The organism is Fibrobacter sp. UBA2449, from assembly GCF_002342555.1.
GTDB lineage: Bacteria > Fibrobacterota > Fibrobacteria > Fibrobacterales > Fibrobacteraceae > Fibrobacter.
The window spans coordinates 1-26,200 of the sequence record NZ_DDQF01000005.1; the positions used below are offsets into that span (position 1 = coordinate 1).

The window sequence follows — 26,200 nt, forward strand, 5'->3', positions numbered from 1 at the left end:
TACAGAAAGAAATTTACATCTTCACCTTTTTAGCAAAACAAAAAATTTGAATCAATCTCTTAACGAGATAACATTTCTTCTAAAAAATTTCCTTTTGGGGTAGTATCAATATATTCATCGGGTTTCAATTGTATTTTTCCGCTATATATATCGATTTTTATTTGGCCATATCTGCTAGAGATGACGTCTTTCTTGCAAAAGTCATAATGACTCAACAAGGTGTGCACCCGATATTTGTCCTCATCTATTTTTTCAACAGACTTGGCTATGCGAAGCAACATATACTTTGATGATAAAAAGTACAATAGCATCATGAACAATATGAAAAAGACATACGCTTCAATAAACTTACTAGCATAAGGGCTTGTAAAATAGACTACTGATGTATACGCAATTATTGAAATGATGACAGCAGACCATACCGCAAAGAAAAACCAAACAAACTTCAGCAAACCTTGTTTTAGTACTAACATTATTTACTCCGGGTAACACTCTATACCCATCCAATCATAGGAAATTTTAGGCGGCGTGGGCCAGGTTTCTATTCGGCCCAGTGGTTTCCGTTGTAGTTCTTGGCGGTGTCAGCGTCCATGCCGATTTGGCGCACGAGGTCTTCCATGCTGGCAAATTTCTGTTCGGGGCGCAGGTAGGCCATCAGGTCGAGCACCAGGTGCTGCCCGTAGATATCCTCGCTAAAATCGAGAAGGTAGGCCTCGATAGCCATCTGGTGGGGCCCGGGCGCAGAGGGCTGCACTCCGATATTCACCACGGCGCGGCAAATGCGGCCATCCGCAAGCCTCGCGGATGCCACATACACGCCGGATTTCGGCAGAAACTTGTACTGTTCCACCTGCAAATTCGCGGTCGGGAACCCGATGGTATGCCCGAGGCGCTTGCCCACGACTACGGTTCCGGAGAGGCGGTAGGGTCGCCCGAGGTATGTCTGCGCGCGGGAAACGTCGCCGTTCAATAGCGCGTTGCGCACGGCGGAAGAACTCACGCGTTCGCCCTTGTGCAGCACGATGGAAAGCATCTGCGTGCTGAGTTCCGGGAACGCGGCGGTAATCGTCTCGTAGTTGCCCTTGCCGCCCGCGCCAAAGCAGTGGTCGTGCCCGAAGAACATGGAGCACACGCCGCGTTTCTCAATAAGTTCCTTACGGACAAATTCATCGAACGGGAGTTTCGCGACTTCGGGCGTAAACGGCAGCACCAGAAATTCGAGCCCGAGACTTTCAATGAACTCGCGTTTTTCTTCGGTGGTGGTGAGGAGCAGCGGATCGCCGGGGCCGCGCAACACGTAGTTGGAATGGGGTTCGAAGGTGATGACGGTCGGAATCCAGCCGTTCACTTCGGCGACGGCCTTCAGGGTACGGAAAAGCGCCTGGTGTCCCAGATGGCACCCGTCAAAATTTCCCATCGTCACGGCTCTTTTCTGTTTCTCGTTCACCAACATTCGTTCCCTACCTTGTCATCCCCGCGAAGGCGGGGATCTTCCTTACTCATCTTCCCCTAGATATATCTTCGGACAGATTCGGCCCGGTTCGTAGCGGCACACGCTCAGCACGTTGCCGCTTGCATCGGCGGCGAACACGAGCCTTTCGCAGTCGTCGCCACGTCCCTGCTGCCTTTCGGCACCTTCCACGGGCTCGCGCCACGGAATCCAGTTGCCCTTGCGAATAACCGCCATCTGGTCTGCATCGAGCTTCACAACCGGAAAATCGAGCACCTGTTCCACAGACTTGAGGTGTTCGCGCGTCAGGTCTTCCCCGCGCACGGCGGATTCCACGGAAACCTTCCCGATGCGGTGGCGACGAATCTGCGAGACGCACCCGCAAGTCCCGAGAGCGCGGGCAATGTCGCGCCCGAGCGCACGCACGTAGGTACCCTTGCTGCACACACACTCGATATCGAACGTCGCAAATTCCTTGCCGGAGCAGCCTTCGGTTAAGCCGCCCTCGCCCACGACCCTAAGCGATTCGATGTGAATGCGGCGCGGCTTCATCTCGAAATCCTTGCCGCGTTCGGCCCAGTCGCTCGCGCGGCGGCCATCAATTTTCACGGCGCAATAGCGGGGCGGAACCTGGTCTATGTCGCCCGTGAACTGCGGGAGAATTGCTTCCAAATCTTCACGAGTTAAACCGCCCTGGATCCTTCGACTACGCTGCGCTTCGCTCAGGATGACACTTTCATCGTTCTCCTCTTCGGCTCCAGGATGACAAGACTCATCCTGTTCCACGACGTCTCCATCCCATTCGAGGGTGTCGGTCTCGTAGCCCAGATGCAGGCGGAACGTGTAGCACTTGTCCTTCGCCTCCACGTAAGGCAACAGGCGCGTCGCACGCCCGGTGGCGGCGATAATCAGTCCCGACGCCCGCAAATCGAGCGTTCCGGCATGCCCCACGCGCTTAGTACAAAAGACCCTTTTCAACGGGAAAAGGGCCTTGAACGATGTTTCGCCGGCAGCTTTGTCCAGCAGGATGAATCCCGAAGGAGCCAACTAGAGTTCCCCTTTCTGCTTCAGCTCGGCGAGGATTTCCTCGATGTGCATCGCATGTTCCAGGTTCTCGTCCAGCACGAACTTCAGTTCGGGAATCTTGCGTATCTTGAGCGACTTGCCCAGCACGCCGCGGATAAAGCCCGCGGAATTGTTGAGGCCTATCAGGGAATCGGTCTTTTCCTTGTCGGTACCCATGACGGACACGAGAATCTTCGCATAGCTCAGGTCCTCGGTAATCGTCACGCGGGTAATGCTCGCAAGGCTGCTCACGCGAGGATCCTTCAAGCCTTTCTGCAAAAGCTTTCCGATTTCCTCGCGGAACTGTTCGCCCAGTCTGTCTGTTCTGCGGCTCATTAGGCGTCCTTTTCCTCGGCAGCCTTCTTGGCCTTCTCTTCGGCTTCTTCGCGGGCGACGTCTTCAAGCGTACGGGCAACCTTGACTTCCTTGAAGAAGATGAGGCTGTCGCCTTCCTTGATATCGTCGTAGCCCTTGAGGCCGATACCGCACTCGAAGCCACGAGCGACAGACTTGACGTCGTCCTTCATGCGCTTGAGCGACTGGACCACGGTCGTACCGAGTTCCACGCCGTTGCGGTACACGCGAACGTGAGAGGTGCGGTCCACTTCGCCGTCGGTAACCATACAGCCGGCGATGAGGCCGATCTTCGGAATCTTGAACACCTGGCGGATTTCGGCTTCGCCCGAAAGTTCCTCGCGCATAATCGGCTTGAGGAGGCCTTCCACGGCGTTCTTGATATCCTCGATGCAGTCGTAAATCACGCGGTAGTTGCGGATTTCGATGCCTTCCTTCTGCGCCATCTCGCGGATAGAGAGCGAGGGCATCAGGTGGAACGAGACGATGATGGCAGATGCGGTCGTCGCAAGCAGGATATCGGATTCCGTAATGGTACCCACACCCTTGCGGATGATGTTGACGCGCACTTCCCTGTTGGTAAGCTTTTCGAGGGATGCGGCAAGAGCTTCGGCAGAACCACCCACGTCGGCCTTGACGATGAGGTTGAGTTCGGAGAGCTTGCCTTCCTTCTTGTCGTTGAAGGAGTTCTCGAGAGAAACGGTCTTGCGGGCGCGCAGGTCGCGTTCGCGGGCCGCCATGCGGCGCTTGCTCGCGATCTCACGTGCCGTCTTTTCGTCGTCGACCACGATGAGGTCGTCACCGGCCTGCGGCGTACCGTCGAAGCCGAGCACCTGGCAGGGGCTGGAAGGCGGCACGGCCTTGAGCTGCTCGCCACGTTCGTTGAACATGGCGCGCACGCGACCGGCGTAGATACCGCAAACAAACGGGTCACCCACATGGAGCGTACCGTTCTGCACAAGGATCGTAGCCATGGAGCCCTTGCCCACGTCGAGCTTGGATTCCACGACAGCGCCACGGGCGTGAGCGTCCGGGTTCGCCTTGAGTTCCTGAACTTCGGCTTCGAGCGCGAGCGTTTCCAGGAGTTGGTCCATGCCCTGGCCCGTACGGGCAGAGACTTCCACACAGCTCGTCTGGCCACCCCACTGTTCCACTTCCACGCCGCGTTCAGCGAGCTGGGCGCGGATCTTGTCGGGGTTCGCCGTCGGAAGGTCAATCTTCGTGATGGCGACAACCATCGGGACCTTCTCGCGCTTAGCAAGTTCAATACATTCAACCGTCTGGGGCATCACCATGGAGTCGGCAGCCACAACGAGCACAATCACGTCGGTCACCTGGGAACCGCGGGCACGCATGGCGCTGAACGCCTCGTGACCCGGAGTATCGAGGAAGGTCACCTTGCCCTGGGCCGTCGTTACTTCGTATGCACCGATGTGCTGGGTAATGCCACCCGATTCGCCAGAAACCACGTGGGTCTTGCGGATCCAGTCGAGGAGAGAAGTCTTACCGTGGTCCACGTGGCCCATCACGGTCACCACCGGATGGCGCGGCTTCAGGTTTTCCTGGGATTCCTCTTCCACGCCGAGAGCTTCCTCTTCGTATTCTTCCATGAGCTGGGCCTCGTAGCCGAACTCGTCTGCAAGAATCTGGATGGTCTCGAAATCGAGGCGGGCGTTGATGGTCACCATCATGCCCATCTCCATGCACTTCGCAATCACGCGGGCGGGCATCTGGTCCATGAGGCCGGCGAGTTCGCCCACGGTAATGAAGTCGGAGGTCTTGAGAATTTTCTTCTCTTCGCCGGAATCGTTGTCGTTGTGTTCCTTGCGATAAACTTTCTTGACAGGCTTCTTGGAAAGGTCGGCCATCACGCGCGAGACGTTCTGGCGTACCATTTCCTGCTGCTGTTCTTTCTGCTGTTCCTGGCGGTCACGGCTGTTGCCACGGCGGTTCTTGTCGTTGCCGTGACGGCCATTCTGGCCCTTGCCCTGAGCGTTGCCGCCCTTGCCGGCATTCTGCGCGCCCATCCCGGATGCGCTCGCGTTGAACGCCTCCTGCATGGAACCGCTGGAGAACCCGCCGTTACGGCCGGTGTAGCCGCCGCGGGAGGAACTTGCATTCTGGCCGCCTTGGCGACCGCGGTTGTCGTTGTTGCCGCGCGGGCCGAACGAACCGGTGTAACCCTGGGCATTGCCCTGCGGGCGTCCGCCAGGACGGCGGTTGCCACCCGGACCGCGGCCACCCTGCTGTTGCTGCTGGCTCTTCGCGATACGTGCGAGGATTGCTGCATCGGGCTTGAAGACCTGGGCCTTCATCGGCGGCTGCTTGAGTTCGGTATTGGCCGTCATCATCGTTGGCGCGGCCGGTGCCGGAGCGGCAGGCTTCGGGGCGGGAGCCGCAACAGGCTTGGGATCCGTCTTGGGCGCCTCTGGCTTCGGCTCGGCCTCGGCGACAGGCGCTGCAACAGGCTTTTCGGGAGCAGCGGGTGCGGGAGTCACCGGAGCCGGCTTTTCGGGAGCCTTCTCTACGGGCTTTGCGACGACGGGTTCTGCAGCAGGAGCCGCATCCGGCTTCGGAGCGGGAGCCGCGGGCTTTTCGACCGCAGGCTTTTCTGCAGCGGGTTTCGAAGGCTTCGGCACAGCGGGTTTCGCAACCTTCGCAGCCGAATCCTTCTTGACTGCAGCCTTCTTGAGGCTTACCTTCACGCCGTTTTTCGTCGTCGATGTCGTCGTCGGCTTCTTCTCGGCAGGGGCTGCGTCAGACTCCGAAGAAGACGCCTTCTTCAAGTTCTTCGCACGGGAGTCCTGCTTCTGCTTTTCGGCAGCGGCGGCCTCTTCAATCTTCTCGAAATCGGCGGCATCCACCTTGGACACATGGGTACGAACGGTGACTCCCGCATCACGCAGGAGCTTCATGACCACGTCTACCTTGAGTCCGTGCTTGTTCGCCCAATCGATCGGTTTAATTTGTTCTTCAATACTCATCAATTAGCCTGTTTATAAAACCCTTTTCCTGAGATGCGACTACTCGTTCTCCTGAGCTTCGGTCTGAGCTTCCGCCACAGCCTCTTCCTGAGGTTCGGCAGCAGCGTTCTCCTGCTTGGCGGCATCGCCAAAGAGAGCATCGGCCTTGCGGGCGGCGGCACGGCGCAGTTCCTGCGGGCGCGGAGCGAGCACGAGAGCCTTAGCCTCGTCATCCTTCTCGGACCATTCCTTCTCGCCGAACACGTCGAGGTCACGTTCCACAAGCTGGGAAGCGAGCTTCACGTTCTGGCCGTTCTTGCCGATAGCCTGCGCGAGATTGTCGTCATTGATGACCACCACCACACGGCGCGTGCCCGGGACTTCGGAAAGCTTCACGACATTCGCCGGAGCGAGGGCACGGGTAATGAACACGTCCATGTTCGGATTCCAGTGCACGATGTCGATGCGTTCGTTACCGAGTTCGCGGACAATCGTCTGCACGCGAGCACCCTTCATGCCGACGCATGCGCCGACCGGGTCGATCTTCTCGTCGCGGGAGTATACGGCAATCTTTGCACGGTACCCCGGTTCGCGGGCGACACCCTTGATTTCGACGGAGCCATCGTAAATTTCCGGGACTTCCTGGCGGAAGAGTTCCTTGAGGAAGTCGCCACTTGCGCGGGAAAGAACGACCTGTGCGCCGTTCTTCGCGGAATCTTCAACGCGGGCGATGACAGCCTTCACGGACTGGCCCTGCACGAGGCGTTCGTGACCAATCTGTTCGCGGGGAGGAATCATGGCCTCGGTCTGCTTGCCCAAGGAAACAATCACGTTGCGGCCTTCGAGGCGGAGCACTTCGCCGCTGATCATCGTGCCGATGCGGCCGCGGTAGGTGTCCGTAATCTTCTGGCGTTCGGCATCGCGGATTTGCTGGGTCAGGAGCTGCTTGGCGGTCTGGATGGCCTGGCGACCGAAGGAGGTGGTCGGAACTTCCATTTCGAGGAAGTCACCCGGCTGGGCATCTTCGTTATATTCCTGGGCCTCGGCAACAAGCATGTAGCCTTCGTCCATCTCCTCGACTTCCTCGGCGGTCATGTTCGGGTCGTAGTCCGGATAGTCGTCCACAACTTCAACGCGGAGAAACACGTGAATTTCGTTCGTTTCCTTGTCGATGTCGACTTCAATCTTCTTGTCGATGTGCAGGTACTTGCGCGCAGCAGAAATCAACGCCTGCTTGAGGGCTCCCTCGATGACGGAGTCGTCCATGTTCTTGGCATCCATCACTTCCTTGAGCACTTCAACCAAATTGACCTTGGGTTCTTTAATTTTAGCCATTCTAGACCTTCCTATTATATTTGTACATCCACTTTCGCCACAAGCACCTCGGAGCGCGGCACGACGATATCGCCGGCATTTCCCTTGAGGGTGAGCGTCAAACTTTCTTCATCGCAAGCCTTGAGCTTGCCTGTCACGGGCTTTCCGGTGCTGCGGGTCACCCGCAAAAAACGACCAATGTTGCGTGTAAAATCAGCGACCGACTTGAGGGGGCGGTCCAACCCGGGAGACGACACTTCGAGCGTGTAGGCCCCCTCAATAATCTCAGGGTCAAGGTCAAGGGCGTCAGAAAGGTGACGGCTCACGTTCGAGCAGTCGTCAATCGAGACCCCTTCGGGTTTGTCTATGTAAAGGCGCAGCGTCTTGCGCTTCCCGGCACGGAACATGTCCTGTTCCACTAGTGTCACGCCAGCAGCCTCGCAAGCCTCGGCGATAAGCGTATCCAGTTTCTGGTTAACCAAATAGACCTCGTATAATAAACGGCGTTCGTATACGGCCCCGAAATCTGCTCATTTAAGCCGAAAACGGGTCCACGAACGTCAAGACGCACCAAATAGAGAAAAATTTTTTGCCTTAGGCAACCCAAAGAATCAAAAACAAGCGGCAAACGGGGCTATTAACGGGCCAGCACGAACTTCTCGATAACCTCGGTGATTCCCGAATGGTTGTTGTCGTTTACCGTCACGTAGTCGGCAATGTCTTTAGCCACCTGCGAGGCGTTTGCCATCGCGACACCGGTACCTGCCGCCTCTATCATCGGGCAATCATTCTCTTCGTCGCCCACCGCAATCGTATCGGCAACCGGCACCTTGTAAAAGTCGGCCATAAAGCGTACCGCAGCTCCCTTGTTGCTCTGCATGTGCGAAAACTCGAGCATCTCGGGCTTGCTGAACACGTCAAAGAGCTTGCCCTCGGTAGTCTTGCGCATCTCGGTGCGGAAATCCACGAGGCCAGAATGTTCGAAAGGCGTAATGATATTCACCTTGATGGGCGGCTTCACCACTACATTGACGAACTCGCCGTAATACTCGCGGATGTTCTTCACGACAACGTAATCCATCTTCATCAGGCGGCAATACGTCTTGAGCTGTTCCGTCTCGTATTCCGAGACAACGAGGTCGCCCGAGTAGGTGTGCGCGTGCATCCCGCGGGCGTGCGCGGCATCCATGATGGCCTTGACTTCGTCGACGGGAATGTACCGCGTGAGAATCGGCTTCTTTTCGCCGCAATCGTAGATGAGCCCGCCGTTGAAACTCACGAGGAAGAATCCCGGTTCCAGGAACCCGTACTGTTCCGCCAACTGCTTGACGCTCGTGAGCGGCCGGCCCGTAGTCATCACGAACTTGTGGCCCGCATCGATCATCGCGCGGATAGAGCGCATGTCGGTTTCCGAAATGCGCTTGTCGTCGGTCAGGAGCGTGCCGTCAAGGTCTGTGAACAGGATTTTCATCGCGGGCAAATATAGAATTAGTCCTTCACGCAACGGACGGAGAACCCGATATCTTTATAGTGAAAAAACGGATGCACAAACTCATAAGCATAGCCCAAGTAAATCGAGTACGCATTTTTTTCAGCATATTCCGTAGGACCATCGTATTCTATAGAAGTCCAGAAGTGCAACTCCTTACCCTTTGCTTGAAATTTCCCATATTCGTGGGAACGGATTCCTGCAGGAATAGCCGTGAAGCCGAATTCATCCGTTCCGTTGCCACTCTCATACCACCCGGACGTAGACTTGAGTTTTGTGCAGGCGGTCGATATACCCCCGACTGCAGCGGCCAATGTTTCCCATTCCGCTTTGCTCGGCAAGTGCCATCCCTCGGGGCATATACCACGCACAGGGTCAGTCGGCGAGCATGTCGAGCCATAACCACAACCCTTGCCGCTCGTACTCCAGGTGCCTACGCTGTCCATGGCAGCCGCCCAAGTATATAAGCGACCGTAATCGGAGCAATTCTTTGCAGCATTATCGTAGCACCAGCTAGTTGAATCAGAGCGGTTGAAGCCAAAGTCATAGGGAACGTCTGTGTATGCATAGTTGAGGTTTTCTGCCATCCATACCTGGTCACCAATCTTCACCGTCCTGTAGGTCTGACCGTCACGGTCGTCCTTAATGCAGTTCTTATCTGTTTCGACATTACACTGATTCTTTTTTTCTTCAGAACCCGACGACTTCGCCGAGCTGCTGGACTTGACTGAAGAAGACGAATCTCCCGAAGGCTTCGTCGCAAAATCGCTGTCATCATCGCTACAGGCGACAAAGAAAAACGCCAAGAAAAGTGCAAATGCAAAATGTATGGATCCTCGCCTTCGCGAGGATGACAACAGTCCAGGATGACACCATAAATTTGTCATATTTCCTCCTATTATATTTCAAAAATATAATAAAGAGGAATTTAGAGTCAAGAGCAATCAGAAAAACATATCTCCAAAGCGGACGATGACGCCGGCGAACACGACGCTCACCATGGTCATGAGCTTGATGAGGATGTTGAGCGAGGGACCTGCGGTATCCTTGAACGGGTCGCCTACGGTATCGCCCACCACAGCAGCCTTGTGCGTATCGGAGCCCTTGCCACCATAGTTGCCCTTCTCGACAAACTTTTTCGCGTTGTCCCAGGCACCACCCGAGTTATTAAGCATGGTGGCAAGCGCAAACCCGCTCGCAAGCCCGCCGGCCAACAGCCCGAACACGCCCGCTACACCCATGAATAGGCCCACCAGCACGGGCACGATCACCGCAAGAATAGACGGCACGATCATCTCGTGCTGGGCACCCGTCGTCGAGATATCCACGCAGCGCGCGTAGTTCGGCTCGGCGGTGCCCTCCATGATTCCCGGAATCTCGCGGAACTGGCGGCGCACCTCCTCCACCATCGCGCTGGCCGCACGCCCCACCGCCTTGATGGTGAGCGCACAGAACACGAACGTCATCATCGCGCCGATGAACAGGCCGCCGAGCAGCATGGGGTTCATCAGGTTCAGGTTGTAAATCTGCATGAAGTCCGCATAGTTCACCTTGCTCGCGACCATACCGAGCAGGTCGCCGTTCTCGGCAATCGCGCGCGTGCCGCCATCCAGGAACTTGACGCCCGCGACACCCGAAAGCGCATTGGCAAGGTCGTTCGCGCCGTTTGCAAACGCGACGGAACCCACCTTCCACACGCCCTCCGCAGAGGTCGCGAGGTGCCCGAGCCAGATCTTCACTTCTTCCACGTAGGATGCAAGAAGCGCCATCGCGGTAAGGGCGGCAGAGCCAATCGCGAATCCCTTGCCCGTCGCGGCGGTCGTGTTGCCCAGCATGTCGAGTTCGTCGGTACGGGCACGCACTTCAGGGTCGAGGCCCGCCATCTCGGCGTTACCGCCCGCATTGTCGGCAATCGGCCCGAAGGCATCGGTCGCAAGCGTGATGCCGAGCGTGCTCAGCATGCCTACCGCGGCAAAGCCCACGCCGTAGAGGCCCATCGCCATGTTCTCGAAACCGCCGGAGCAGCCGAACGAGAAGATGATACCCACCACAATCGTCACCACCGGGAGCCCCGTGGAGAACATGCCCACGGAAATGCCGTCGATAATCGTAGTCGCGGCCCCGAGTTTCGCCTGGCCCGCAATGCCGCGCGTGGGCTTGTACGCATCGGAAGTGTAGTACTCGGTAAACTGCCCGATAAGGATACCCGCGGCAAGGCCCGAAAGCACGGAGCCGAATATGCCCATCGATATGAAGTCGAGTTTCACGAGCACGAGGAGCGCCACGAGGATAAGCACCGAGGAGCCGAGCGTTCCCGTAAGGAGAGAACGCAACAGCGACTTCGTGTCGGCAGTTTCCTTCGTGCGGACCGCAAATATACCCACGAGCGAAAGAAGGATGCCGATTGCCGCCACCACCATCGGGGCGATTACGAGCTTCATGCCGCCCATCGGGAGGGCCGCCCCAAGGGCAGCCGTCGAGAGTATGGACCCGCAGTAAGATTCGTAGAGGTCGGCGCCCATCCCGGCGACATCCCCCACGTTGTCACCGACGTTATCCGCAATGGTCGCCGGGTTGCGCGGATCATCCTCGGGGATGCCCGCCTCGACCTTGCCCACAAGGTCGGCGCCGACATCGGCCGCCTTCGTGTAAATGCCTCCACCCACGCGGGCGAACAGCGCCTGCAGGGAAGCACCCATCCCGAAGGTAAGCATGGTCGTGGTGATTTCCACCATCTTCGCGTGCGCCCATTCGGCGTTATTCACCATATCGGTGCTCCAGGCCCCGAGCGAGAGCTTTGCGGCCACATCGGCACCGAAGTTCCACACGTTGTGGTCGTAAATGTAGTTGAGCGCAAAGAACCAGGCCGAAATATCGAGCAGGCCAAAACCAACGACCACGAGCCCCATCACAGCCCCGCTACGGAACGCGATAACAAGCCCGCGGTTCAGGCTGCTGATGGCACCGTTCGCCGTCCTGGAACTCGCGTAGGTCGCAGTTTTCATGCCCAAAAAACCGCAGAGCCCACTGAAGAAGCCGCCCGTCAGGAATGCCACCGGCACAAACGGGTTCTGGATGCCCATGACAGCTAGCACCACGAACACCACGAAAAGCACGGCAAACACGATAGAGACCGTCTTGTACTGCCGCCGGAGGTAGGCAAACGCGCCCACGCGCACGAAATGCGCAATCGCCTTCATTTTCTTATTGCCGTCGGGTTGCCGTTTCATGAAGCGGTAGAAGAAGAACGCCATGGCGAGCGCCACCAGCGCTGCGACCGGAACCAAATACCAATAGCATGGAATAGTAAGCATAGAGACCTCTTTTTTACTAGACCTGGCCGGCATCCGACGACCTTATAAAGAAATCTATACCGAAAAAGCCGAAAAAGGAGTAAAATTTTTAAATTTTCCCTCCATGTTGGAAAACCTCAATTTCCATTTCGCGTTTTACGACTGGCTGCTCGTGTTCATGGTGACCGCTTTGGGCGTTTTCAGCGCCTACACCAAGGATCCCCAGCTCAAGGCCGTCGCCGCCACCATCCCCATCCCCTGCGGATTCGCCTACATCGCCGTCGGTCTCCCGATGGGGGCAGCTAACGCCATTTCGGGCTTCATGTGCCTCCTGTACGTACATATCGTGCGGATCATGCACTACAAGGTCAAAATCCCGATTATTCCCTCCATCGTGATCGGTCTTGCCTGCTTTGTCGCCCTCGGGACCTTCCTCATGCCCATAGTCCCCGATACCGAAGCCATGTTCCTCGGGGCGTGCGCATTTGATTTCACCGTAGGCGTAATCCTCTTCCAAAAACAGAAATACAAGTCCGGTGTGCGTTACAAGACGCCCCTCCCCGTCTACATCAAGGCCCCGGCCATCGCGGGCGTAGTCGCCGGGCTCATGGTCATCAAGAGGCTCATGGGCGGGTTCTGCACAAGTTTTCCGATGATGAACTCCATCGTGAGCTACGAGAGCCGCTTTTCGCTGGGTGACCAGTGCAGGCAGCTCCCGCTATTCCTCATCGCGGGCCCCTTCATGTTCATCGAGATGCGCTACCTGGAAATTTTCCTGCACCTGAACCACTGGATTGTGCTCCTGTGCGGCTACATCCTGTTCGCCTTCATCTACTGGCCGCTGAACAAGGAACTCAAGCGCAGGAATGCCGTTAACTACAACAATCCGGCCCCGAAAGATCCGTAAAAAAGCACGGCGGCAAAAAAATTATTAGATATTTTCCGTCATGGATAGTCTGGAACTAAAGGTCATCGCGCGAATCGAAAGCGACTTTCCCGAAAAATTCGGGATTCCGAGGCAGAGCGGGATAGTTCCCGCGCTGCGTTCCACGATCCGTTTCGAACCAGAATTCCGCAACGCCGATGCCCTGCGTGGACTTGACGGATTCAGCCACCTGTGGCTCCTCTGGATTTTCTCGGAGAACGTGCGCGACACCTGGAAACCGACCGTGCGGCCGCCCAGACTCGGAGGCAACACTCGGCTCGGGGTATTCGCGACCCGCAGCAGTTTCCGCCCCAACCCCATCGCAATGAGTTGCGTGAAAATCGAGGAAATCCGGCTAGAAGGTTGCGACGGGCCCGAAATTGTCGTGAGCGGCGCAGACCTCATGGACGGCACCCCCATCGTGGATATCAAGCCCTACCTGCCGTACGCGGACGCCATCTCCGATGCGAAGGGAGGTTTCGCCACGGCAGTCGCCGAAGACAAGCTCCCCGTGGTCGTTCCCGCGGAACTCGCAGACGCTCTTCCTGCAGGAAAAATGGACGCACTCAGGGAAGTCCTCGCGCAAGACCCGCGCCCGCATTACCAAGACGACCCCGAACGCATTTACGGGTTTCCTTTCGCAGGCAAGGAAATCAAGTTCAAGGTCAACGAAAAAGGCCTAAGCGTAGTTTCCATCGCCTAGGCCTCATCACCACCCCTGGTTGCTTCTCCAACCGAACCCCAAAGAGGTGATTTTTACTTAATCTTCAACTTCTGCACCGAGCGAACAGCGCCCACCTCGACAGAAACAATGTAGTTTCCAGACGGAAGCATCGCGGAATCGAACCCGAGCATGCCACCGGCATAGCTGCTGCCAAAGTCAAGGACCTCGTTTCCAAGCAAACTGTAGACCTTCGCGACAATGCGGTTCGCGGACGCCATGACCGGGACGGACACGCGGTTATCCTTCACGACTACCTTTCCGATGATTCCGGACTGAGCCTGTTGCAAATCAATGGCATCCGTCGCAGAAGATTTCGGCCAGGACCAATTGTGATGGCTGGAACTGGACGCCGCGCTCGACGAACTTTCTGCCTGATGGCTGCTGCTTGACTTCGCCTCGGAACTGCTTGACGCGGCCGCGGTCGCAGGCTTGATCTTGTCGCCCAGCACCTCGATCATCTTTTCGGCATAGCGCTTGCCGAAGTCGCGGTATTCCTGCGAGGTAAAGTGCACGTTCTGGCCATCGCCCAATGCCTGGTTGAAGCCCTCGGAAGAGACTACGTAGAAGTTCTTGGACTGCTGCGGGAGCTTTGCGATGTTGTTGTTGGCACCGCTGCTTACGCCGCTGCGCAGAACTTCGCCAGCGAGGAACGGAATGTCGCTACCGAGACCCAGATCCTTGATAATGTTGTCGTAGACCTTCTTGACCTTGGAGGGCCACTGGCCGTTACCGGCATCCGTTTCGCCCTGGTGGAAGATAATGCCCTTGATGACGCCTTCTTCCTGGGCCTTCTTGGCCATCTCGATCATGCGACCGTAGGGATTGCCGCCATAGGTGTTGATTCGCTGGGTCATCCAGCTCTGCTGCGTCCTCGCATAATTTGCGTAGTTGTCCTTGTCAAACAGGTCAATACTGCACCCCGCGACAGCCACCACGATGACACCCACCTTGATCTGGGGATCCGTCTTTTCGACCATGGTACGGCCGAAGTAGTCCGTGGGGCCGAGCTTCGCGCCCTGGCAATGGGCCAGCGGCGGAACGGCAGTAGACCATTTGCCCTTGGTCTTCCCAGAACAGGAGCCGTTATCGGCCGCCCAGAGAACCTGGAAACGTTTGTCAACCGTCGTGTCCTGATTCCCGATATCGCCCTGACCTTCCATGTTGGACTGGCCAAACGCGAGATAGATATGGAAATTCGGGTCCGGCGCTGCGTATACAGCCGAAGCAACGCACGCTGCGAGTGCAATTTTCTTTAGATTCATTTTATACTCCATAACATAGACAGGTAACCAGCCCGTCACCATGTAAAATAAATCATAAACGCTCGATAATCGAGCCTAGAATCCAGATTCCGTTGTATAAAAAAGCAACACCAGCCCCTTTTTAAGGCTCAATAACATCAAAAAAAGATATGTCGACTAGCTAGTTGCAAAAGTTTTATATATATTCCCTAAAAACACTATCCGGAGAAGTTCTATGAAAAAAATTTTCCTGACCGCCCTTGCCGCAGCAAGCCTCTCGCTCCTTTCTGCCTGTGGAGACGACCCCGAACCGACCATGGTCGAAAAGTGCGCCAACGGTCTGAGCAAGGACTGCCTCGTCGGCACCTGGAACCTCCAGGCCATCAAGACACTCGACCTGAGCAGCGTCCACATCGACTTCGGTACAACACCGAGCACGATCGAGTTTACCAAGGACGGCAAGTTCACCTTCACCTGCACCTCCAACACGACCGAATCCGAAATGGCGGGCCGCGGATGTGCCGGGCAGAGTTCGTTCGGAACATGGGAAATCGCAGGCGCGAACCTTAACATCAAAATCGACATTTCCCGTTGCGGCGAACCCGTCGAAGGAAGCTACACGGTCACGCCGACCATCAACGACACCTACATGGACTTTCACGGACTCCTGTTCCATGTGAACGACATGACGGACCCGCTCACCAACAAGAACGCGACGGAATACTACATCCGCGCGGCAAACTAACGGCGCCAGCGGTTCTTCTCGTAGTCGCGAATTACATCCAGGGCACGCTCGAAGAGGGCGCGCTCTTTTTGTGATACCGACGCATCGCATTCAAGCCTACGCAAGAACGCCCCGACAGTCTCGCCGGGATGGCGCACAAGCCCGATTCTCGCGAGCGATTTTTCGGCGGAATCGAGCCCCTTGACCCAGTGCTGCACGGACTGCGCATAACCCGCATTCGACCTGCGGCGGCGAAGCACCCGCACGAACCTGAAAGCAATAACCGCAAGCGCGATGCACCCGAGAACCACATAGAGAGCGGCCCCCGAAAGGATATTCTGCACGGCATCCTGCCAGGAATTCAAGGCAAGCCTCCATTCCCCATCGCGCAACACGTGGAAAACGCGGGCCGCACGCGCACGCACCCATTCAAACTTCATGTCAAACCAGGAGGGGCGTTCCACCTTCATCACGAACAGCGGAGGCGTCGGGTCAAACGTTGCCCAGGTTCCCATGTTACGCATTTCTACCCATGCATGCGACGAGTTGCGGCGGAATATGGCGTACGGGCGTCCCGGTTCGACTTCCGGGCGGGCAAAACCCGTCACATAACGAGCCTTGATTCCAGCACGGCGCAACAGGAGCACAGACAACGTTGCATAATACTCGCAATAGCCGGAGCGGGTCGCCCAGAAAACCCGAAGCGGGTCAGCCTTCGCGCCCAACTTGGCGGCAGCCACCTTGGATTCGTCGACCTTCAAGGAATACGCAAAATGGTTCAGGAAATAGGAGCTTATCGCGTCAGAATATCTAGAAGGTTTCATTATAGCCGGTTTCTCGGGAATCGTGTCGAGCCCCATTTCCATCGCAACCGTATCAAGGAAGCCTGCGAGGGGAGCAAAGACCTGCAGGTAGGAACTGTCCGGCGTATCGCTAGCGTACGTACCCATGACGTACGGCCCCGTGGGGCCGCTCGGCAGCGGCATATAGTAGAACCAGTCTCCCCGCCGGGTTTCGCCCTGCTTGAACACATTCGACTTGAAATACTCCACGGAATCCGCATTCTTCGCGGCAACAGCAACGGCATGGTAAGGGGCGAAAATAAACCCGAAATTGTCGAGCGAGGATTGCACCCACACCGGGCGCGTGCTATCGGCAGACGACACGGAATCGCGGGTTTCGAACACGGCGTAATCCACCTTGTAGCGCGAAGCGTAGAGCATGCGGTCGTGGTGTGCCGGAAGTTTCCAGATGCCACCCACGTATTTTTCGTACACGGCTGCGCGCATATACTTCGGAGCGAGAGTATCCCACACGCGCAATACGACCTCGCGGTTGTACTTGCCTGCAAAGTTGGATTCGAACGACCCGAGCTTTACCACAGGGTCAAAGCCCATCAGGTTGCGTTTCTCATAGTAGTTCGCCATGCGCTCGGCGCTGTAGCTGCGGTGATGACGCCAGTACTGGAATCCCGCATACGAGATGGCGGAGAAGCCCGCCAAAAGGAGCAGAAACAGCGCATGTTTCCACCACTTGACTCGGGGCCTGGCGTAGGCATGGACAAGGATCAAGAGCGCTACAAGGACCGCCGCAGCTCCGTTTCCATACCCCTGATAGCAGCTCAACAGCATCGCCGCCACGCCATTGAAGAGGATAAAGACATCGTGTCCGCCATTGCCTAGACTTCGCATCTGCAACAAAGCAAGCGACAAGAGATAATATGCGGGAATATACACCAGCCATGGAGAAATTCCATATTCCGCCTGCGGGCTAAGCACCCACCAGATGGCAAAGGGAACAATCAGCCCGTAGGCTATCGACTTGCGGTACACAGGATTGCGCGAGGCATCGTTGCGGAAAAACACCACCATGAAAGCCGCAAAGAAAATAAAGCCCAGCCAAACCAACCCCGAAGAGAATCCCAGGTTGATGCTAGTCATGCCAAGGAGAAGCAACTTCGCCCATTCGCGCAGGGTGAATTTTTTCATAGCGCCACCCCCTCCGCATCAAGCCTATCCAAGTCGACAAACAGCGCGTCTTCCGCACATTCCTTCGCAGCCGACGAGGCTACAACAACCTGCTTATGGACAAGCGGGTTTGATTCCACCTCAAGCCCCAGCCGAAGCACTGGTCCCATCGGGCGGGCCGCGGGCGACCAGACTTTACCTGCAGGCGATCTTGCAGACGAGCCGCGAACCCACCTTTCGAATACTTCCGCACGCGGGATGCGCGCCAAGGCCTCCAGGCAAGCGTCGAAGCGGCTGTCCGCATTCAGCGCAATCTCGCTGTCGCAAATGAAGAGCCTACCGAGGATTCCACGCTCGCACAGCCAATGGCAAACGCCGGCCGCTAGCCGGATCAAGGGTTCCACGCGGTACTTTTCCTGTATCGAGCGCGCGGCGACATCAACGACAAGCACGACACCCGCACCGCGTTCCACCTCGAATTCCTTGGTGAAAGGGCGACCGTAGCGTGCGAACGCCTTGTGGTGCAAATCGCGCAGGGAATCGCCTTCGCGGTATTCGCGCACGCCCACAAAGTCGAGTCCGCGTCCGAAATCCGGCATGAGGAGCGGGGCGAACGCCTGGCCGTTCTTCCCCATCGTGAGATAGGCAAACGAACGCAACGCAATCTCGCGCGGGTACACGAGAAGTTCGGCTTCCCCGCAGACAAAGGGCCAGCAGAGCATTCCCCTGATCTCGGGAACGACAAGCGACACGCGCGGAATCACGAAGGCCCCGCGGCGCGACGTAGCTATATCGCAACGCAGCGTATGGTCGCTCCCGGGCGCGCATAGCGTCGCGGGCCCGGATTCCTTGCAGACAAGCGAAGTATCTATCCGTTCGCAAGAAAGCGTCGCGTAGTCAAGAGGACTCAGGGCGCGGAACTGGAGCTCGACATGCGCGACATTCCCTTCCACCGCATTCACGACGCGGATACCGCGGCCTTCGATACGGGTCTTGCGCGCCGTCATGAAAAGCGACGGGACAAGCGTCAGCATGAAGAGGAAGCAGACTCCCGAGAAAACCCACGGCAGCCAGAAATTCGCGACAAAGCCCACCACCAGCGAAAACAGGAACAGGCTCGCACAGGCGCGGCCCGCATAGGTGAAGCGTTCGCGCCACAGGTAATAGAGCCGCATCAGGATTCCGGCACGGCGCGGAGTCCTGGGGATAGAATCCAGAAACCACTTGAAAAACGACTGCCTCAAGCTTACCTGGGGATAGACGTTTGCGAGAGGATTCCCGAGAGAATGGCATGCGAAGCGCCGGGCGCGCTCTCCTTCGCGAACACGCGGTGTTCCATCACGGGGTAGAATACCCTCTGGATATCATCGGGGTTCACGAAATCGCGCCCCGCGACATAGGCGCAGGCTCGCGCCATCGCCAGCAGGTTGATACCCGCACGCGGGCTTGCGGCAAGCCGCACCCCCGCATCGCCGCGCGTCGCCTGCACGAGCGACACCGCATAGCGTTCCAGCGACTCGTCGACATGGACATCCCGCACCTGGGCCCGCGCGTCCAGGACGCCTTCCGGCGACGTCACCGCGCCGAGCTTTGCCAAAGGCCGCCCCGCGCGGTGGCTCCTCACGATGTCGAGTTCTGTCTCCGCCGTGGGGTAGCCGAGCGAAAGCCGTATCATGAAGCGGTCCATCTGCGCCTCGGGAAGCGGGAAAACCCCGTGGAATTCCACCGGGTTCTCGGTCGCGAGCACCATGAAGAGTTCGGGCAGCGCGTGGCGTTCGCCCTCGAGGCTCACCTGCCGCTCTTCCATCGCTTCCAGGAGGGCGCTCTGCGTGCGCGGCGAGGCTCGGTTGATTTCATCGGCCAGGAGCACCTGGGTAAACACGGGTCCCTTGCGAATTTCGAACTCGCCCGTATTCGCCTTGAACACCGCACCTCCCGTCACGTCGGCGGGCAAAAGGTCGGGCGTGAACTGGATACGCGCGAAGTCGGCACCGACAGCCGCCGCCAGCGCCTTCGCGAGCGTCGTCTTGCCCGTGCCGGGCACATCCTCGATCAGCACGTGGCCATCGGCAAGGAGCGCCATCACAAGCAGTTCAACGGAATCGTGCTTTCCAAGCAGCACGGAATCAAGAGCGTCAACAAGTTTTTTCACCATATCCGTAAAATACATTTCTATCCGCCCGCGCGGTTCAGAAATTTTCGCAAAAATGCCCGCCTTTCTTCTTTTCTATATTTTTGGTATGGAAATAGAGAAGCAAACCGTCGCCGTAGGGCTTTCCGGAGGAGTCGACTCCTCGCTCGCCGCCTGGACCCTCAAGCAGCAGGGCTACAACGTCGTGGGCATCACCATGTCCACATGGGACAACTCCATCCCCGGCATGCCCAAGATCGAGGGCCGTTCCGGATGCTTCGGCCCCAACGAGGACGAAAGCATCGCCGAGGCGCAGGAAATCGCGAAACGCATGGGAATCCCGCACTACACCGTCCCCGTCTCCGACGAATACAAGCGCCAGGTGCTCGACTATTTCCGCAGCGAATACCGCGCGGGCCGCACCCCCAACCCCTGCGTCCGCTGCAATCAGACCATCAAGTTCGGCGCCCTCCTGCATACCGCACGCAAGATGGGAATCGCCTTCGACCGATTCGCCACCGGCCACTACGCGCGCCTCGAATTTACCACCCCCGACAGGCCGTTCCTCTACCGTGCCGCCGACAATTCTAAGGACCAGTCGTACTTCCTTTCGAGACTGAGCATGGACCAGCTTTCCACCGTCATCTTCCCGCTCGGCGGCATGCACAAGGAAGACGTGAAGAACCTGGCCCGCGACCTCGGCTGGAACGACTACGCCGACAAGAAGGAAAGCCAGGACTTCCTCGAATGCGGAGACTACTCCGTACTCTTCGACGAGAGCGACAACGTCCCCGGCGACTTCGTGGACATCAACGGCAAGGTCCTCGGCAAGCACAAGGGAATCGTCCACTACACCATCGGGCAACGCAAGGGGCTAAACATCGGCGGCCAGCCGGAACCCCTGTTCGTCGTGAGCATCGACGCCAAGAACAACCGCGTCGTCCTCGGACCACGCAGCACCCTGCAGTGCCACCAGGTCCACGCCGTAAACCTGAACCTAATGGTCGACCGCGACTCTTCCCTGCTTACAGGCAAGCTGTCCGCGCAGATCAGGCTCGGGCACAAGGGCGCACCCGCGCACATCACTCAGCTCGAAAACGACAGTATCTCCGTAGAATTCGAAGAGCCCCAGTTCGCATCGACACCGGGGCAAATCCTGGTTCTCTACGACGGAGACGGTGTTGTCGCCTCCGCCGTCATCGACAAGTAAAAACTAGCCCTGGCTTTCGGTATATTCGCCGCCGAACGCCATCCCGCTCACCGAGAGGATCGGCGGGAACTGGATACGTTTCGCAAGCGCAAGCCCGCGGAAGCGCCTGTGCCATGCGCGCATGTCCTCGAGCGCATCGGCCTTCGTCTTGAAAAGCTTCTTGAAGTACTTCGGGTCCGCCCCGATTTCCCTGCAGAGAGTTCCCTTCTCGAGCAGTTTCTCCGTATCCTCGAGACCATGGTTCTGGTCTACCCAGTAGGCGAATAGCCTGTCGTGGTACGGGTACTTGATCGGATCGCCCTTGCCCTCGTCCACGTTCATCGCCTCGCTGAGTTCCGCACTCGCGGGTACGTCGATGGAAGCCTTCGGGATGATTTCCTTCTTGCGGTTGATATAGCGGGCCAGTTCGTACACCTGCGTCTTCCACAGGTCACCGAGCGCGCACATCACGCCACAGGTATCGCCATAGAGCGTGCAGTAGCCGGCAGTGGCCTCGCTCTTGTTGCCGTTGCAGGTGATACCCGCACCGAGCACGGATGCAATCGAAAGCAGCACGGAAGAAGAACGCGTACGCGCCTGCAGGTTCTCGTAGGCAAGCCCTTCGATATTGATTTTCCTGTCGCTGCGTTCGAACTTGCACTTGGAGAGGCTCCCGCGCACGGCTTCGAGCATGTCCGAAATCGGGGCCACCATGTAGGGCGTCTTCAGGTTCTTCGCGAGATCGCGGGCCGCATTCTTCGTCGTGTCGGAATTGAAGCGCGTCGGCATGTTCACGAGGTACACGTTCTCGGGCCCGATCGCTTCCGCATAAAGGACAGCAGAGACAGCGCTATCGATACCGCCGCTCGCACCGATGACCATGCGTGCGATATGGAACCGTGCCAGGTTTTCGCGAATCATGTACACGAGCGCATCATGGAGCTGCGCAATCGGCTCCGCGGGCTTCACGGACTTTTGACCCGAAATAAACTTCACGCGGCCCTTCGTAATATCCAGCAGGGCCTCGCATTCGCGGAACTGCGGCATGCGGTAGGCAATTTTGCCCGTCCTGTCGTACACGCGGCAACCGCCATCGAGCGCATAGATGTTCTTGCCGGAATTCTCCGTCCCGACAGCGCCCATGTAGACAATCGCCTTCTTGTTTTCCTTCACGAAATCCGTGCAGAACTCGTCGACGTATTCTTCCTTGACGATCGAGAATTCCTGATAATCAGAGACGACCTCGAAATCGTTCTTCCAGTCTTCGACACAGCCATTCACATAATGGTTGTACATGAATTCTTCGAGCATCGCACTCGTGCCCGCAAGAATCTCGATACCCTTCGAAACCTTTTCAAGTTCCACTTCCGCATCACGGCACCTTATCTGGAAGCCGATTTCGTCTTGCCTGGAGCCGAGCCTGCTGAAATCGCCGGATACCGAAAATTCCGGGAACAGCACCACCTCGGCACCCACCTTCTTGGCGCGCGCGACAGCGGCCTTCATCTTCTTGATATTCTCTTCCGGCATTCCCGGAACCACGTTCATCTGCGCTATATAAACCTTCATGGCAAGCCTCTTGTATATTCAATCCAAATATAAAAAACGCTGCCAGCACAAGACCGGCAACGTCATAATCACTCAATGGCGTTCAACCTCGCCACTATTCGTACTCCGGAGCAGTCCAGTTCTCGGGAATCGAGGGATCGTCGGGATCCGAATTGCCGTAGTTGAAGAACGAGCCGGCCTTCCATTTCGAGACGGAGCCCATCACGGCCGGAGTGCACTTGCCTCCCAGGCAGCCGGTCACCTTCATCAGCAGCTGGTTGCCGTAGACATCCCACGTTCCCTGCTTGAGCGCCTTGTTCTCGTTGCCCTTGAAGGCCTTCACCTCGAAGGTGCGGTCGGTGCGCAAGTCAAGAGACCAGGCGAGGCCGCCTTCGTCAGATTCCCATTCGCCCTCGAGATCGGCCGCAGGCACTTCGTTATACTTCAATTCGCTCAACGAGCACGAGACATCTTCCGCTGATATAGTCAACGTCTTATAATCCGAACTTACGGAAGCCGACACCAGCGCATATACGGCACTGCTATAGAATAGCGGGCGCATCAGGAGCTTGCCGCGGTGGATGTCGTAATATCCGGCAGACCAGGATACAAGAGAATCGTTCGTTTGTTTGGCATTTCGGACTACATCGGTCGCCACATAGCGGCCCTTATAAAAGCTATAACCCGTAAAGGTATTCTCGCCGGTCTTGCAAAAGAGTTCCTTCGATGCAAGGCTGTCGCCGTTCCAGACTACCGAGGAATTCTTCTTGACGGAAGTCTCGCCAACATCCTTGTATTCCCCGCCATCCAGGGAATACTGCAGCTGGTCATCCTCGTTCACGATAAATCTCATGGAGTGGTCGGAATCCTTCTCCACCAGCTTTTCCATGGACTTAATCGCATCGTAATCTATCTTGATAGAAGTAATGGCACCCTGGCTAAAATTGAGCACGCCATCCTTGAAATCGGACGGGGCGGCAAGCCATGCCGTATCGGGAATCCAGAGAGAGAACAGGCCGTGTTTCTCGCCCGTCGCAAGGTAGATGTCGCGTCCGAACAGGCCCTTGAGGGTCATGTTCTTCTCGAGGTCGTCGAGGGTGGCCGCGCGTGCCCCCTTGGGAATATCCTTCGAGACAGACGAGGACGATTCTTCCTCCTGCGAAGAAGAAGACTTCCCGGAATCATCGGCAGAAGACAAGATATCATCATCGGTATCGGACGGAGAGCTGCCGCCACAGGCGACAAGCGAAATCGAAGCGGCCAAAATGCCCGCACAAAGCAAATATTTTTTCATAAGAACCTCTTTCCCTTGAATATACTCTTTTATACGGGAAACGACACGGAAAAACGCAAAAAACATCCTACAAAGCGTTTTTCGGGTGATATCCGAGGTCTTTTTCCGCATTTTCGATGCAGGGAACGGCATCATAGAGGAACCCGGCGAGCGCCTGCTCGGCAGAAACGCGCCGTCCGCCAATCCAGTTCCGGAGTACGGCAAGCCTTTTCGCAACCCACCAGGGCAGCGGGAACATCAGGTGGCGTTTCCCCGCAGTTCGCAAGATGCGCGCCGCCATTTCGGCCATCGTCATCACCTCGGGGCCCGCAAGCGCATATGTATTCCCGATAGCCTCGGGAGTAAGACACGCAGCGGCAATTCCCTTCACGAGGTCCACGCTACGCACGGGTCTCTTGAGTGACCTGCCGCCGCCCGGAAGCGGGTAGACCGGGAACCTGCAGACAAAGTCCGCATACATCCTGAATTCAACACCCCCGCCGTCACCAATCACGAGGGTCGGCCGCACGATGGTCCAGTCAAGCCCGGATTCCTTTACCGCAGTCTCCCCCGCAAGCTTGCTCGCACCGTAGGGAGTGAGCACCGGATAGGTGACAGAAATGCTAGAAACATAAAGCAGGCGACGCACGCCCGAATCCTGGCAGGCAGAGACCACGTTGCGCGTTCCGCCCGCGTTGATGCGCTCGAACGCGGAAGCATCCCTCGAAAGGAGAATTGCCGCCAGGTGGAAAACGCAGTCCACGCCATCGAACGCGGGCCGAATGGAGGCGTAGTCGGCAACATCGCCATAAACAACATCAATATTTCGAGGAAACGACTGCACCAGGGGATCACCGGGGAGCGTCAGGACACGCACACACACACCGCGTTCCTGTAGCTCCCGGCATAGCGCCCTCCCTACGACGCCAGCCCCGCCCGTTACCAGAGCCCGCATCAGGACTCCAACATGTAACGCAAGTCCCTGACGCGCCCCGCAAGGGCCTCGTCATCTTCCATCATCTTTTTGAGGGACTGAATGGCGGCAATCACCGAGGTATAATCGCGCTTAAAGACCTTGCCCACATCCTCGACCGTTTCGGAGGTGAGCTCGCGGCAAAGGAACATCGCCACCTTGCGCGGCAAGGAGGCGCCCTTGTCCTGGCGCCTGGAAGAAAGCACAATCGTGTCGACACGGAAGGAGGCGGCCACGGTTTCGCTGATATTCTTTAGCGTAAGCGTCGCGCCATCGTTTTGCGGGGATACAAGCAACTGCTTGATGCAGTGGAGGCTCAGTTCCACGCCGTTCAGTTTGTGCATGGCGTCGAGCCAGTGAAGCACGCTTTCGATGAGGCGCACGTTCGCACGCGGCGGAATGGAAAGGAACCTGCAGATTTCCTCGCGGTCTTCAGCCACGAACGGGAGATTCTCCGACTTCTTGCGGATAACGTCCATGCGAGTCTTCAGATCGGGTTCCTCGATCCCGACGGCGACACAACTTTCGAGATGGTTCAAAAGAATCGACGTAAACTGCGGCGTCTGATCGTCCGTCGGCTTCTCGCCCGGCATGAGCTTGCGGAACGAACCCGGATGGCGGTCGCAACTCAAGATAATCTGCTTTCCCTCGTGACGGAGCGTGTTGATGAGTTTTGCAAGATGATCTTGGCAATAGACGCTGCTCTTGAGCAACTGGATATCGTCCAAAAGCAGCACATCGCAATCGATATACATTCCCTGGAAGCGTTCCTTCAGCTCGTTCGCGAGAGTCCAGTTTTTCTTGGAAGACGCTCTCACGATATCCATGGTATCGCGCAAGAAGTCATAGGCCTGGCGATAAACGACCTTGAGCGAGGAGTTCCGCGCGCAAAGCCTCGCCGCAACGGCATGGAGCAGGTGCGTCTTGCCAAGGCCAGTCGCCCCGTAAACCAGGAGCGGGTTCATGGCCATGTCGCCCGGATGATCCACGACCGAAAGGCACGCCTTCAGCGCCGTGTTGTTGCAATCACCCTCGACAAAGTTCTCGAAGGTATAGTTTGCATAGAGTTTCGGGATGCGACACGACTTCTTGCGGGTGCGAGCAGTCGCTTCCGCCTGCTTGACAACCGCAGGGGCCACCGCCGGAGCCGAAAGCTTCATTTCGGGAACCGCCGCGGACTGCGCAATTTGACGCACGCGGTAATCGACAAAGGAAGACCCGACAACCGAGGCAAACGCCTTGCGCAAAAGTTCGCCATAGTGGCTGTTCAGCCAAGTTTCACGAAACTGGTCCGGGACTGTCAAATAAGCAATGCCATCGTCGATTCCCTCGAATCCGACCGCATCGAGAATAGCCATTCCAAAATCATTGCACTGCGAACGCATGTACTCCATGACCATCGGCCAGGGCGACGCAGATAAACTCAATAAGGTAACCGTATTTTCCACAATAAACCAAATAAACCAAAAAAACTTCGGGTTTAAAAATTAGATAAAGGGCCAACAGCGAAACCGGGGCTTTCTCTTTTTTTTTAAAAGCCCCCCAAAAAGGGCCAAAAAAGGCAATTTCTCACAAAA

The 26,200-nt window shown here is 57.0% G+C and carries 22 protein-coding genes; 4 read left to right on the top strand and 18 right to left on the bottom strand.

Going from position 1 to position 26,200, the window contains the following annotated elements; all coding sequences use genetic code 11:
* Positions 1-59: 59 nt before the first annotated feature.
* The 10 genes from B4B27_RS01515 to B4B27_RS01560 all read right to left on the bottom strand — a co-directional run bounded on the left by B4B27_RS01515 (position 60) and on the right by B4B27_RS01560 (position 11,949).
* Positions 60-473 (bottom strand): hypothetical protein, encoded by a 414-nt coding sequence (locus B4B27_RS01515; protein WP_290722983.1) that lies wholly within the window; start codon positions 471-473, stop codon positions 60-62.
* 68 nt (positions 474-541) lie between these two features.
* Positions 542-1,453 carry a riboflavin biosynthesis protein RibF gene (gene ribF / locus B4B27_RS01520; protein WP_290722985.1) on the bottom strand — a complete coding sequence of 304 codons (912 nt, stop codon included), beginning with the start codon at positions 1,451-1,453 and terminating at the stop codon, positions 542-544.
* Between the two features lie 42 nt (positions 1,454-1,495).
* Positions 1,496-2,497 carry a tRNA pseudouridine(55) synthase TruB gene (gene truB, locus B4B27_RS01525; protein ID WP_290722987.1) on the bottom strand — a complete coding sequence of 334 codons (1,002 nt, stop codon included), beginning with the start codon at positions 2,495-2,497 and terminating at the stop codon, positions 1,496-1,498.
* Positions 2,498-2,851 carry a 30S ribosome-binding factor RbfA gene (gene rbfA / locus B4B27_RS01530; protein WP_072808365.1) on the bottom strand — a complete coding sequence of 118 codons (354 nt, stop codon included), beginning with the start codon at positions 2,849-2,851 and terminating at the stop codon, positions 2,498-2,500.
* Positions 2,851-5,853, bottom strand: coding sequence for a translation initiation factor IF-2 (gene infB, locus B4B27_RS01535; protein WP_290722992.1), 3,003 nt, complete (start codon positions 5,851-5,853; stop codon positions 2,851-2,853). The genes rbfA and infB overlap by 1 nt, the downstream gene beginning before the upstream one ends.
* Positions 5,854-5,892: 39 nt before the next feature.
* On the bottom strand, positions 5,893-7,167 hold the full coding sequence (nusA, locus tag B4B27_RS01540) for a transcription termination factor NusA (RefSeq protein ID WP_173381633.1): 1,275 nt from the start codon (positions 7,165-7,167) through the stop codon (positions 5,893-5,895).
* A gap of 14 nt (positions 7,168-7,181) precedes the next feature.
* Positions 7,182-7,628: a ribosome maturation factor RimP gene (gene rimP / locus B4B27_RS01545; RefSeq protein WP_290722995.1), complete on the bottom strand. Its 447-nt coding sequence runs from the start codon at positions 7,626-7,628 to the stop codon at positions 7,182-7,184.
* A gap of 155 nt (positions 7,629-7,783) precedes the next feature.
* Positions 7,784-8,617 (bottom strand): Cof-type HAD-IIB family hydrolase, encoded by an 834-nt coding sequence (locus B4B27_RS01550; protein ID WP_290722997.1) that lies wholly within the window; start codon positions 8,615-8,617, stop codon positions 7,784-7,786.
* Between the two features lie 17 nt (positions 8,618-8,634).
* A complete protein-coding gene (locus tag B4B27_RS01555) occupies positions 8,635-9,441 on the bottom strand; it encodes a fibrobacter succinogenes major paralogous domain-containing protein (RefSeq protein WP_290722999.1) in 807 nt (268 codons plus the stop codon).
* A gap of 138 nt (positions 9,442-9,579) precedes the next feature.
* Positions 9,580-11,949, bottom strand: a complete 2,370-nt coding sequence (locus B4B27_RS01560; RefSeq protein ID WP_290723001.1) for a sodium-translocating pyrophosphatase — start codon at positions 11,947-11,949, stop codon at positions 9,580-9,582.
* Positions 11,950-12,052: 103 nt separating this feature from the next.
* On the opposite strand from B4B27_RS01560, the gene B4B27_RS01565 reads away from it, so the two are divergent.
* The gene (locus B4B27_RS01565; protein ID WP_173364872.1) at positions 12,053-12,835 is read left to right on the top strand and encodes a hypothetical protein; all 783 of its coding nucleotides are present in this window, start codon (positions 12,053-12,055) and stop codon (positions 12,833-12,835) included.
* Positions 12,836-12,875: 40 nt separating this feature from the next.
* The gene (tsaA, locus tag B4B27_RS01570) at positions 12,876-13,556 is read left to right on the top strand and encodes a tRNA (N6-threonylcarbamoyladenosine(37)-N6)-methyltransferase TrmO (protein WP_173381630.1); all 681 of its coding nucleotides are present in this window, start codon (positions 12,876-12,878) and stop codon (positions 13,554-13,556) included.
* 53 nt (positions 13,557-13,609) lie between these two features.
* Here tsaA and B4B27_RS01575 read toward each other — a convergent pair whose 3' ends face one another.
* Positions 13,610-14,839, bottom strand: a complete 1,230-nt coding sequence (locus tag B4B27_RS01575) for a sialate O-acetylesterase (protein WP_173381629.1) — start codon at positions 14,837-14,839, stop codon at positions 13,610-13,612.
* A 214-nt stretch (positions 14,840-15,053) separates the two neighbouring features.
* On the opposite strand from B4B27_RS01575, the gene B4B27_RS01580 reads away from it, so the two are divergent.
* Positions 15,054-15,563, top strand: coding sequence for a lipocalin family protein (locus B4B27_RS01580; protein ID WP_290723008.1), 510 nt, complete (start codon positions 15,054-15,056; stop codon positions 15,561-15,563).
* On the opposite strand, the gene B4B27_RS01585 is transcribed toward B4B27_RS01580, so the two are convergent.
* From B4B27_RS01585 to B4B27_RS01595, 3 genes are read right to left on the bottom strand one after another with little or no spacing between them, the layout of a single operon-like run.
* Positions 15,560-17,530 carry a transglutaminase-like domain-containing protein gene (locus B4B27_RS01585; protein WP_290723010.1) on the bottom strand — a complete coding sequence of 657 codons (1,971 nt, stop codon included), beginning with the start codon at positions 17,528-17,530 and terminating at the stop codon, positions 15,560-15,562. The genes B4B27_RS01580 and B4B27_RS01585 overlap by 4 nt on opposite strands.
* Entirely contained in the window at positions 17,527-18,753 is a 1,227-nt protein-coding gene (locus B4B27_RS01590; RefSeq protein ID WP_290723011.1) for a DUF58 domain-containing protein, read from the bottom strand. Before B4B27_RS01590 ends, B4B27_RS01585 begins: the two co-directional genes overlap by 4 nt.
* 2 nt (positions 18,754-18,755) lie before the next feature.
* On the bottom strand, positions 18,756-19,664 hold the full coding sequence (locus tag B4B27_RS01595) for an AAA family ATPase (protein ID WP_290723013.1): 909 nt from the start codon (positions 19,662-19,664) through the stop codon (positions 18,756-18,758).
* 85 nt (positions 19,665-19,749) lie between these two features.
* On the opposite strand from B4B27_RS01595, the gene mnmA reads away from it, so the two are divergent.
* The gene (gene mnmA, locus B4B27_RS01600; RefSeq protein WP_290723017.1) at positions 19,750-20,850 is read left to right on the top strand and encodes a tRNA 2-thiouridine(34) synthase MnmA; all 1,101 of its coding nucleotides are present in this window, start codon (positions 19,750-19,752) and stop codon (positions 20,848-20,850) included.
* Positions 20,851-20,853: 3 nt separating this feature from the next.
* Here mnmA and nadE read toward each other — a convergent pair whose 3' ends face one another.
* From nadE to B4B27_RS01620, 4 genes are all read right to left on the bottom strand, one after another.
* The gene (gene nadE / locus B4B27_RS01605; protein ID WP_290723020.1) at positions 20,854-22,398 is read right to left on the bottom strand and encodes an NAD(+) synthase; all 1,545 of its coding nucleotides are present in this window, start codon (positions 22,396-22,398) and stop codon (positions 20,854-20,856) included.
* Between the two features lie 94 nt (positions 22,399-22,492).
* Entirely contained in the window at positions 22,493-23,671 is a 1,179-nt protein-coding gene (locus B4B27_RS01610; protein ID WP_290723022.1) for a hypothetical protein, read from the bottom strand.
* Between the two features lie 67 nt (positions 23,672-23,738).
* A complete protein-coding gene (locus B4B27_RS01615; protein WP_290723024.1) occupies positions 23,739-24,605 on the bottom strand; it encodes an NAD-dependent epimerase/dehydratase family protein in 867 nt (288 codons plus the stop codon).
* A complete protein-coding gene (locus B4B27_RS01620) occupies positions 24,605-26,008 on the bottom strand; it encodes a DnaA ATPase domain-containing protein (protein ID WP_290723026.1) in 1,404 nt (467 codons plus the stop codon). Before B4B27_RS01620 ends, B4B27_RS01615 begins: the two co-directional genes overlap by 1 nt.
* Positions 26,009-26,200 lie beyond the last annotated feature (192 nt).

What these genes read in the sequence shown, in the direction of transcription:
- B4B27_RS01515 (WP_290722983.1), bottom strand. Translation starts at nt 473, where the DNA reads ATGTTAGTACTAAAACAAGGTTTGCTGAAGTTTGTTTGGTTTTTCTTT.
- ribF (WP_290722985.1), bottom strand. Translation starts at nt 1,453, where the DNA reads ATGTTGGTGAACGAGAAACAGAAAAGAGCCGTGACGATGGGAAATTTT.
- rbfA (WP_072808365.1), bottom strand. Translation starts at nt 2,851, where the DNA reads ATGAGCCGCAGAACAGACAGACTGGGCGAACAGTTCCGCGAGGAAATC.
- infB (WP_290722992.1), bottom strand. Translation starts at nt 5,853, where the DNA reads ATGAGTATTGAAGAACAAATTAAACCGATCGATTGGGCGAACAAGCAC.
- nusA (WP_173381633.1), bottom strand. Translation starts at nt 7,167, where the DNA reads ATGGCTAAAATTAAAGAACCCAAGGTCAATTTGGTTGAAGTGCTCAAG.
- B4B27_RS01550 (WP_290722997.1), bottom strand. Translation starts at nt 8,617, where the DNA reads ATGAAAATCCTGTTCACAGACCTTGACGGCACGCTCCTGACCGACGAC.
- B4B27_RS01560 (WP_290723001.1), bottom strand. Translation starts at nt 11,949, where the DNA reads ATGCTTACTATTCCATGCTATTGGTATTTGGTTCCGGTCGCAGCGCTG.
- B4B27_RS01565 (WP_173364872.1), top strand. Translation starts at nt 12,053, where the DNA reads ATGTTGGAAAACCTCAATTTCCATTTCGCGTTTTACGACTGGCTGCTC.
- tsaA (WP_173381630.1), top strand. Translation starts at nt 12,876, where the DNA reads ATGGATAGTCTGGAACTAAAGGTCATCGCGCGAATCGAAAGCGACTTT.
- B4B27_RS01575 (WP_173381629.1), bottom strand. Translation starts at nt 14,839, where the DNA reads ATGAATCTAAAGAAAATTGCACTCGCAGCGTGCGTTGCTTCGGCTGTA.
- B4B27_RS01580 (WP_290723008.1), top strand. Translation starts at nt 15,054, where the DNA reads ATGAAAAAAATTTTCCTGACCGCCCTTGCCGCAGCAAGCCTCTCGCTC.
- B4B27_RS01585 (WP_290723010.1), bottom strand. Translation starts at nt 17,530, where the DNA reads ATGAAAAAATTCACCCTGCGCGAATGGGCGAAGTTGCTTCTCCTTGGC.
- B4B27_RS01595 (WP_290723013.1), bottom strand. Translation starts at nt 19,664, where the DNA reads ATGGTGAAAAAACTTGTTGACGCTCTTGATTCCGTGCTGCTTGGAAAG.
- mnmA (WP_290723017.1), top strand. Translation starts at nt 19,750, where the DNA reads ATGGAAATAGAGAAGCAAACCGTCGCCGTAGGGCTTTCCGGAGGAGTC.
- nadE (WP_290723020.1), bottom strand. Translation starts at nt 22,398, where the DNA reads ATGAAGGTTTATATAGCGCAGATGAACGTGGTTCCGGGAATGCCGGAA.
- B4B27_RS01610 (WP_290723022.1), bottom strand. Translation starts at nt 23,671, where the DNA reads ATGAAAAAATATTTGCTTTGTGCGGGCATTTTGGCCGCTTCGATTTCG.
- B4B27_RS01615 (WP_290723024.1), bottom strand. Translation starts at nt 24,605, where the DNA reads ATGCGGGCTCTGGTAACGGGCGGGGCTGGCGTCGTAGGGAGGGCGCTA.
- B4B27_RS01620 (WP_290723026.1), bottom strand. Translation starts at nt 26,008, where the DNA reads ATGCGTTCGCAGTGCAATGATTTTGGAATGGCTATTCTCGATGCGGTC.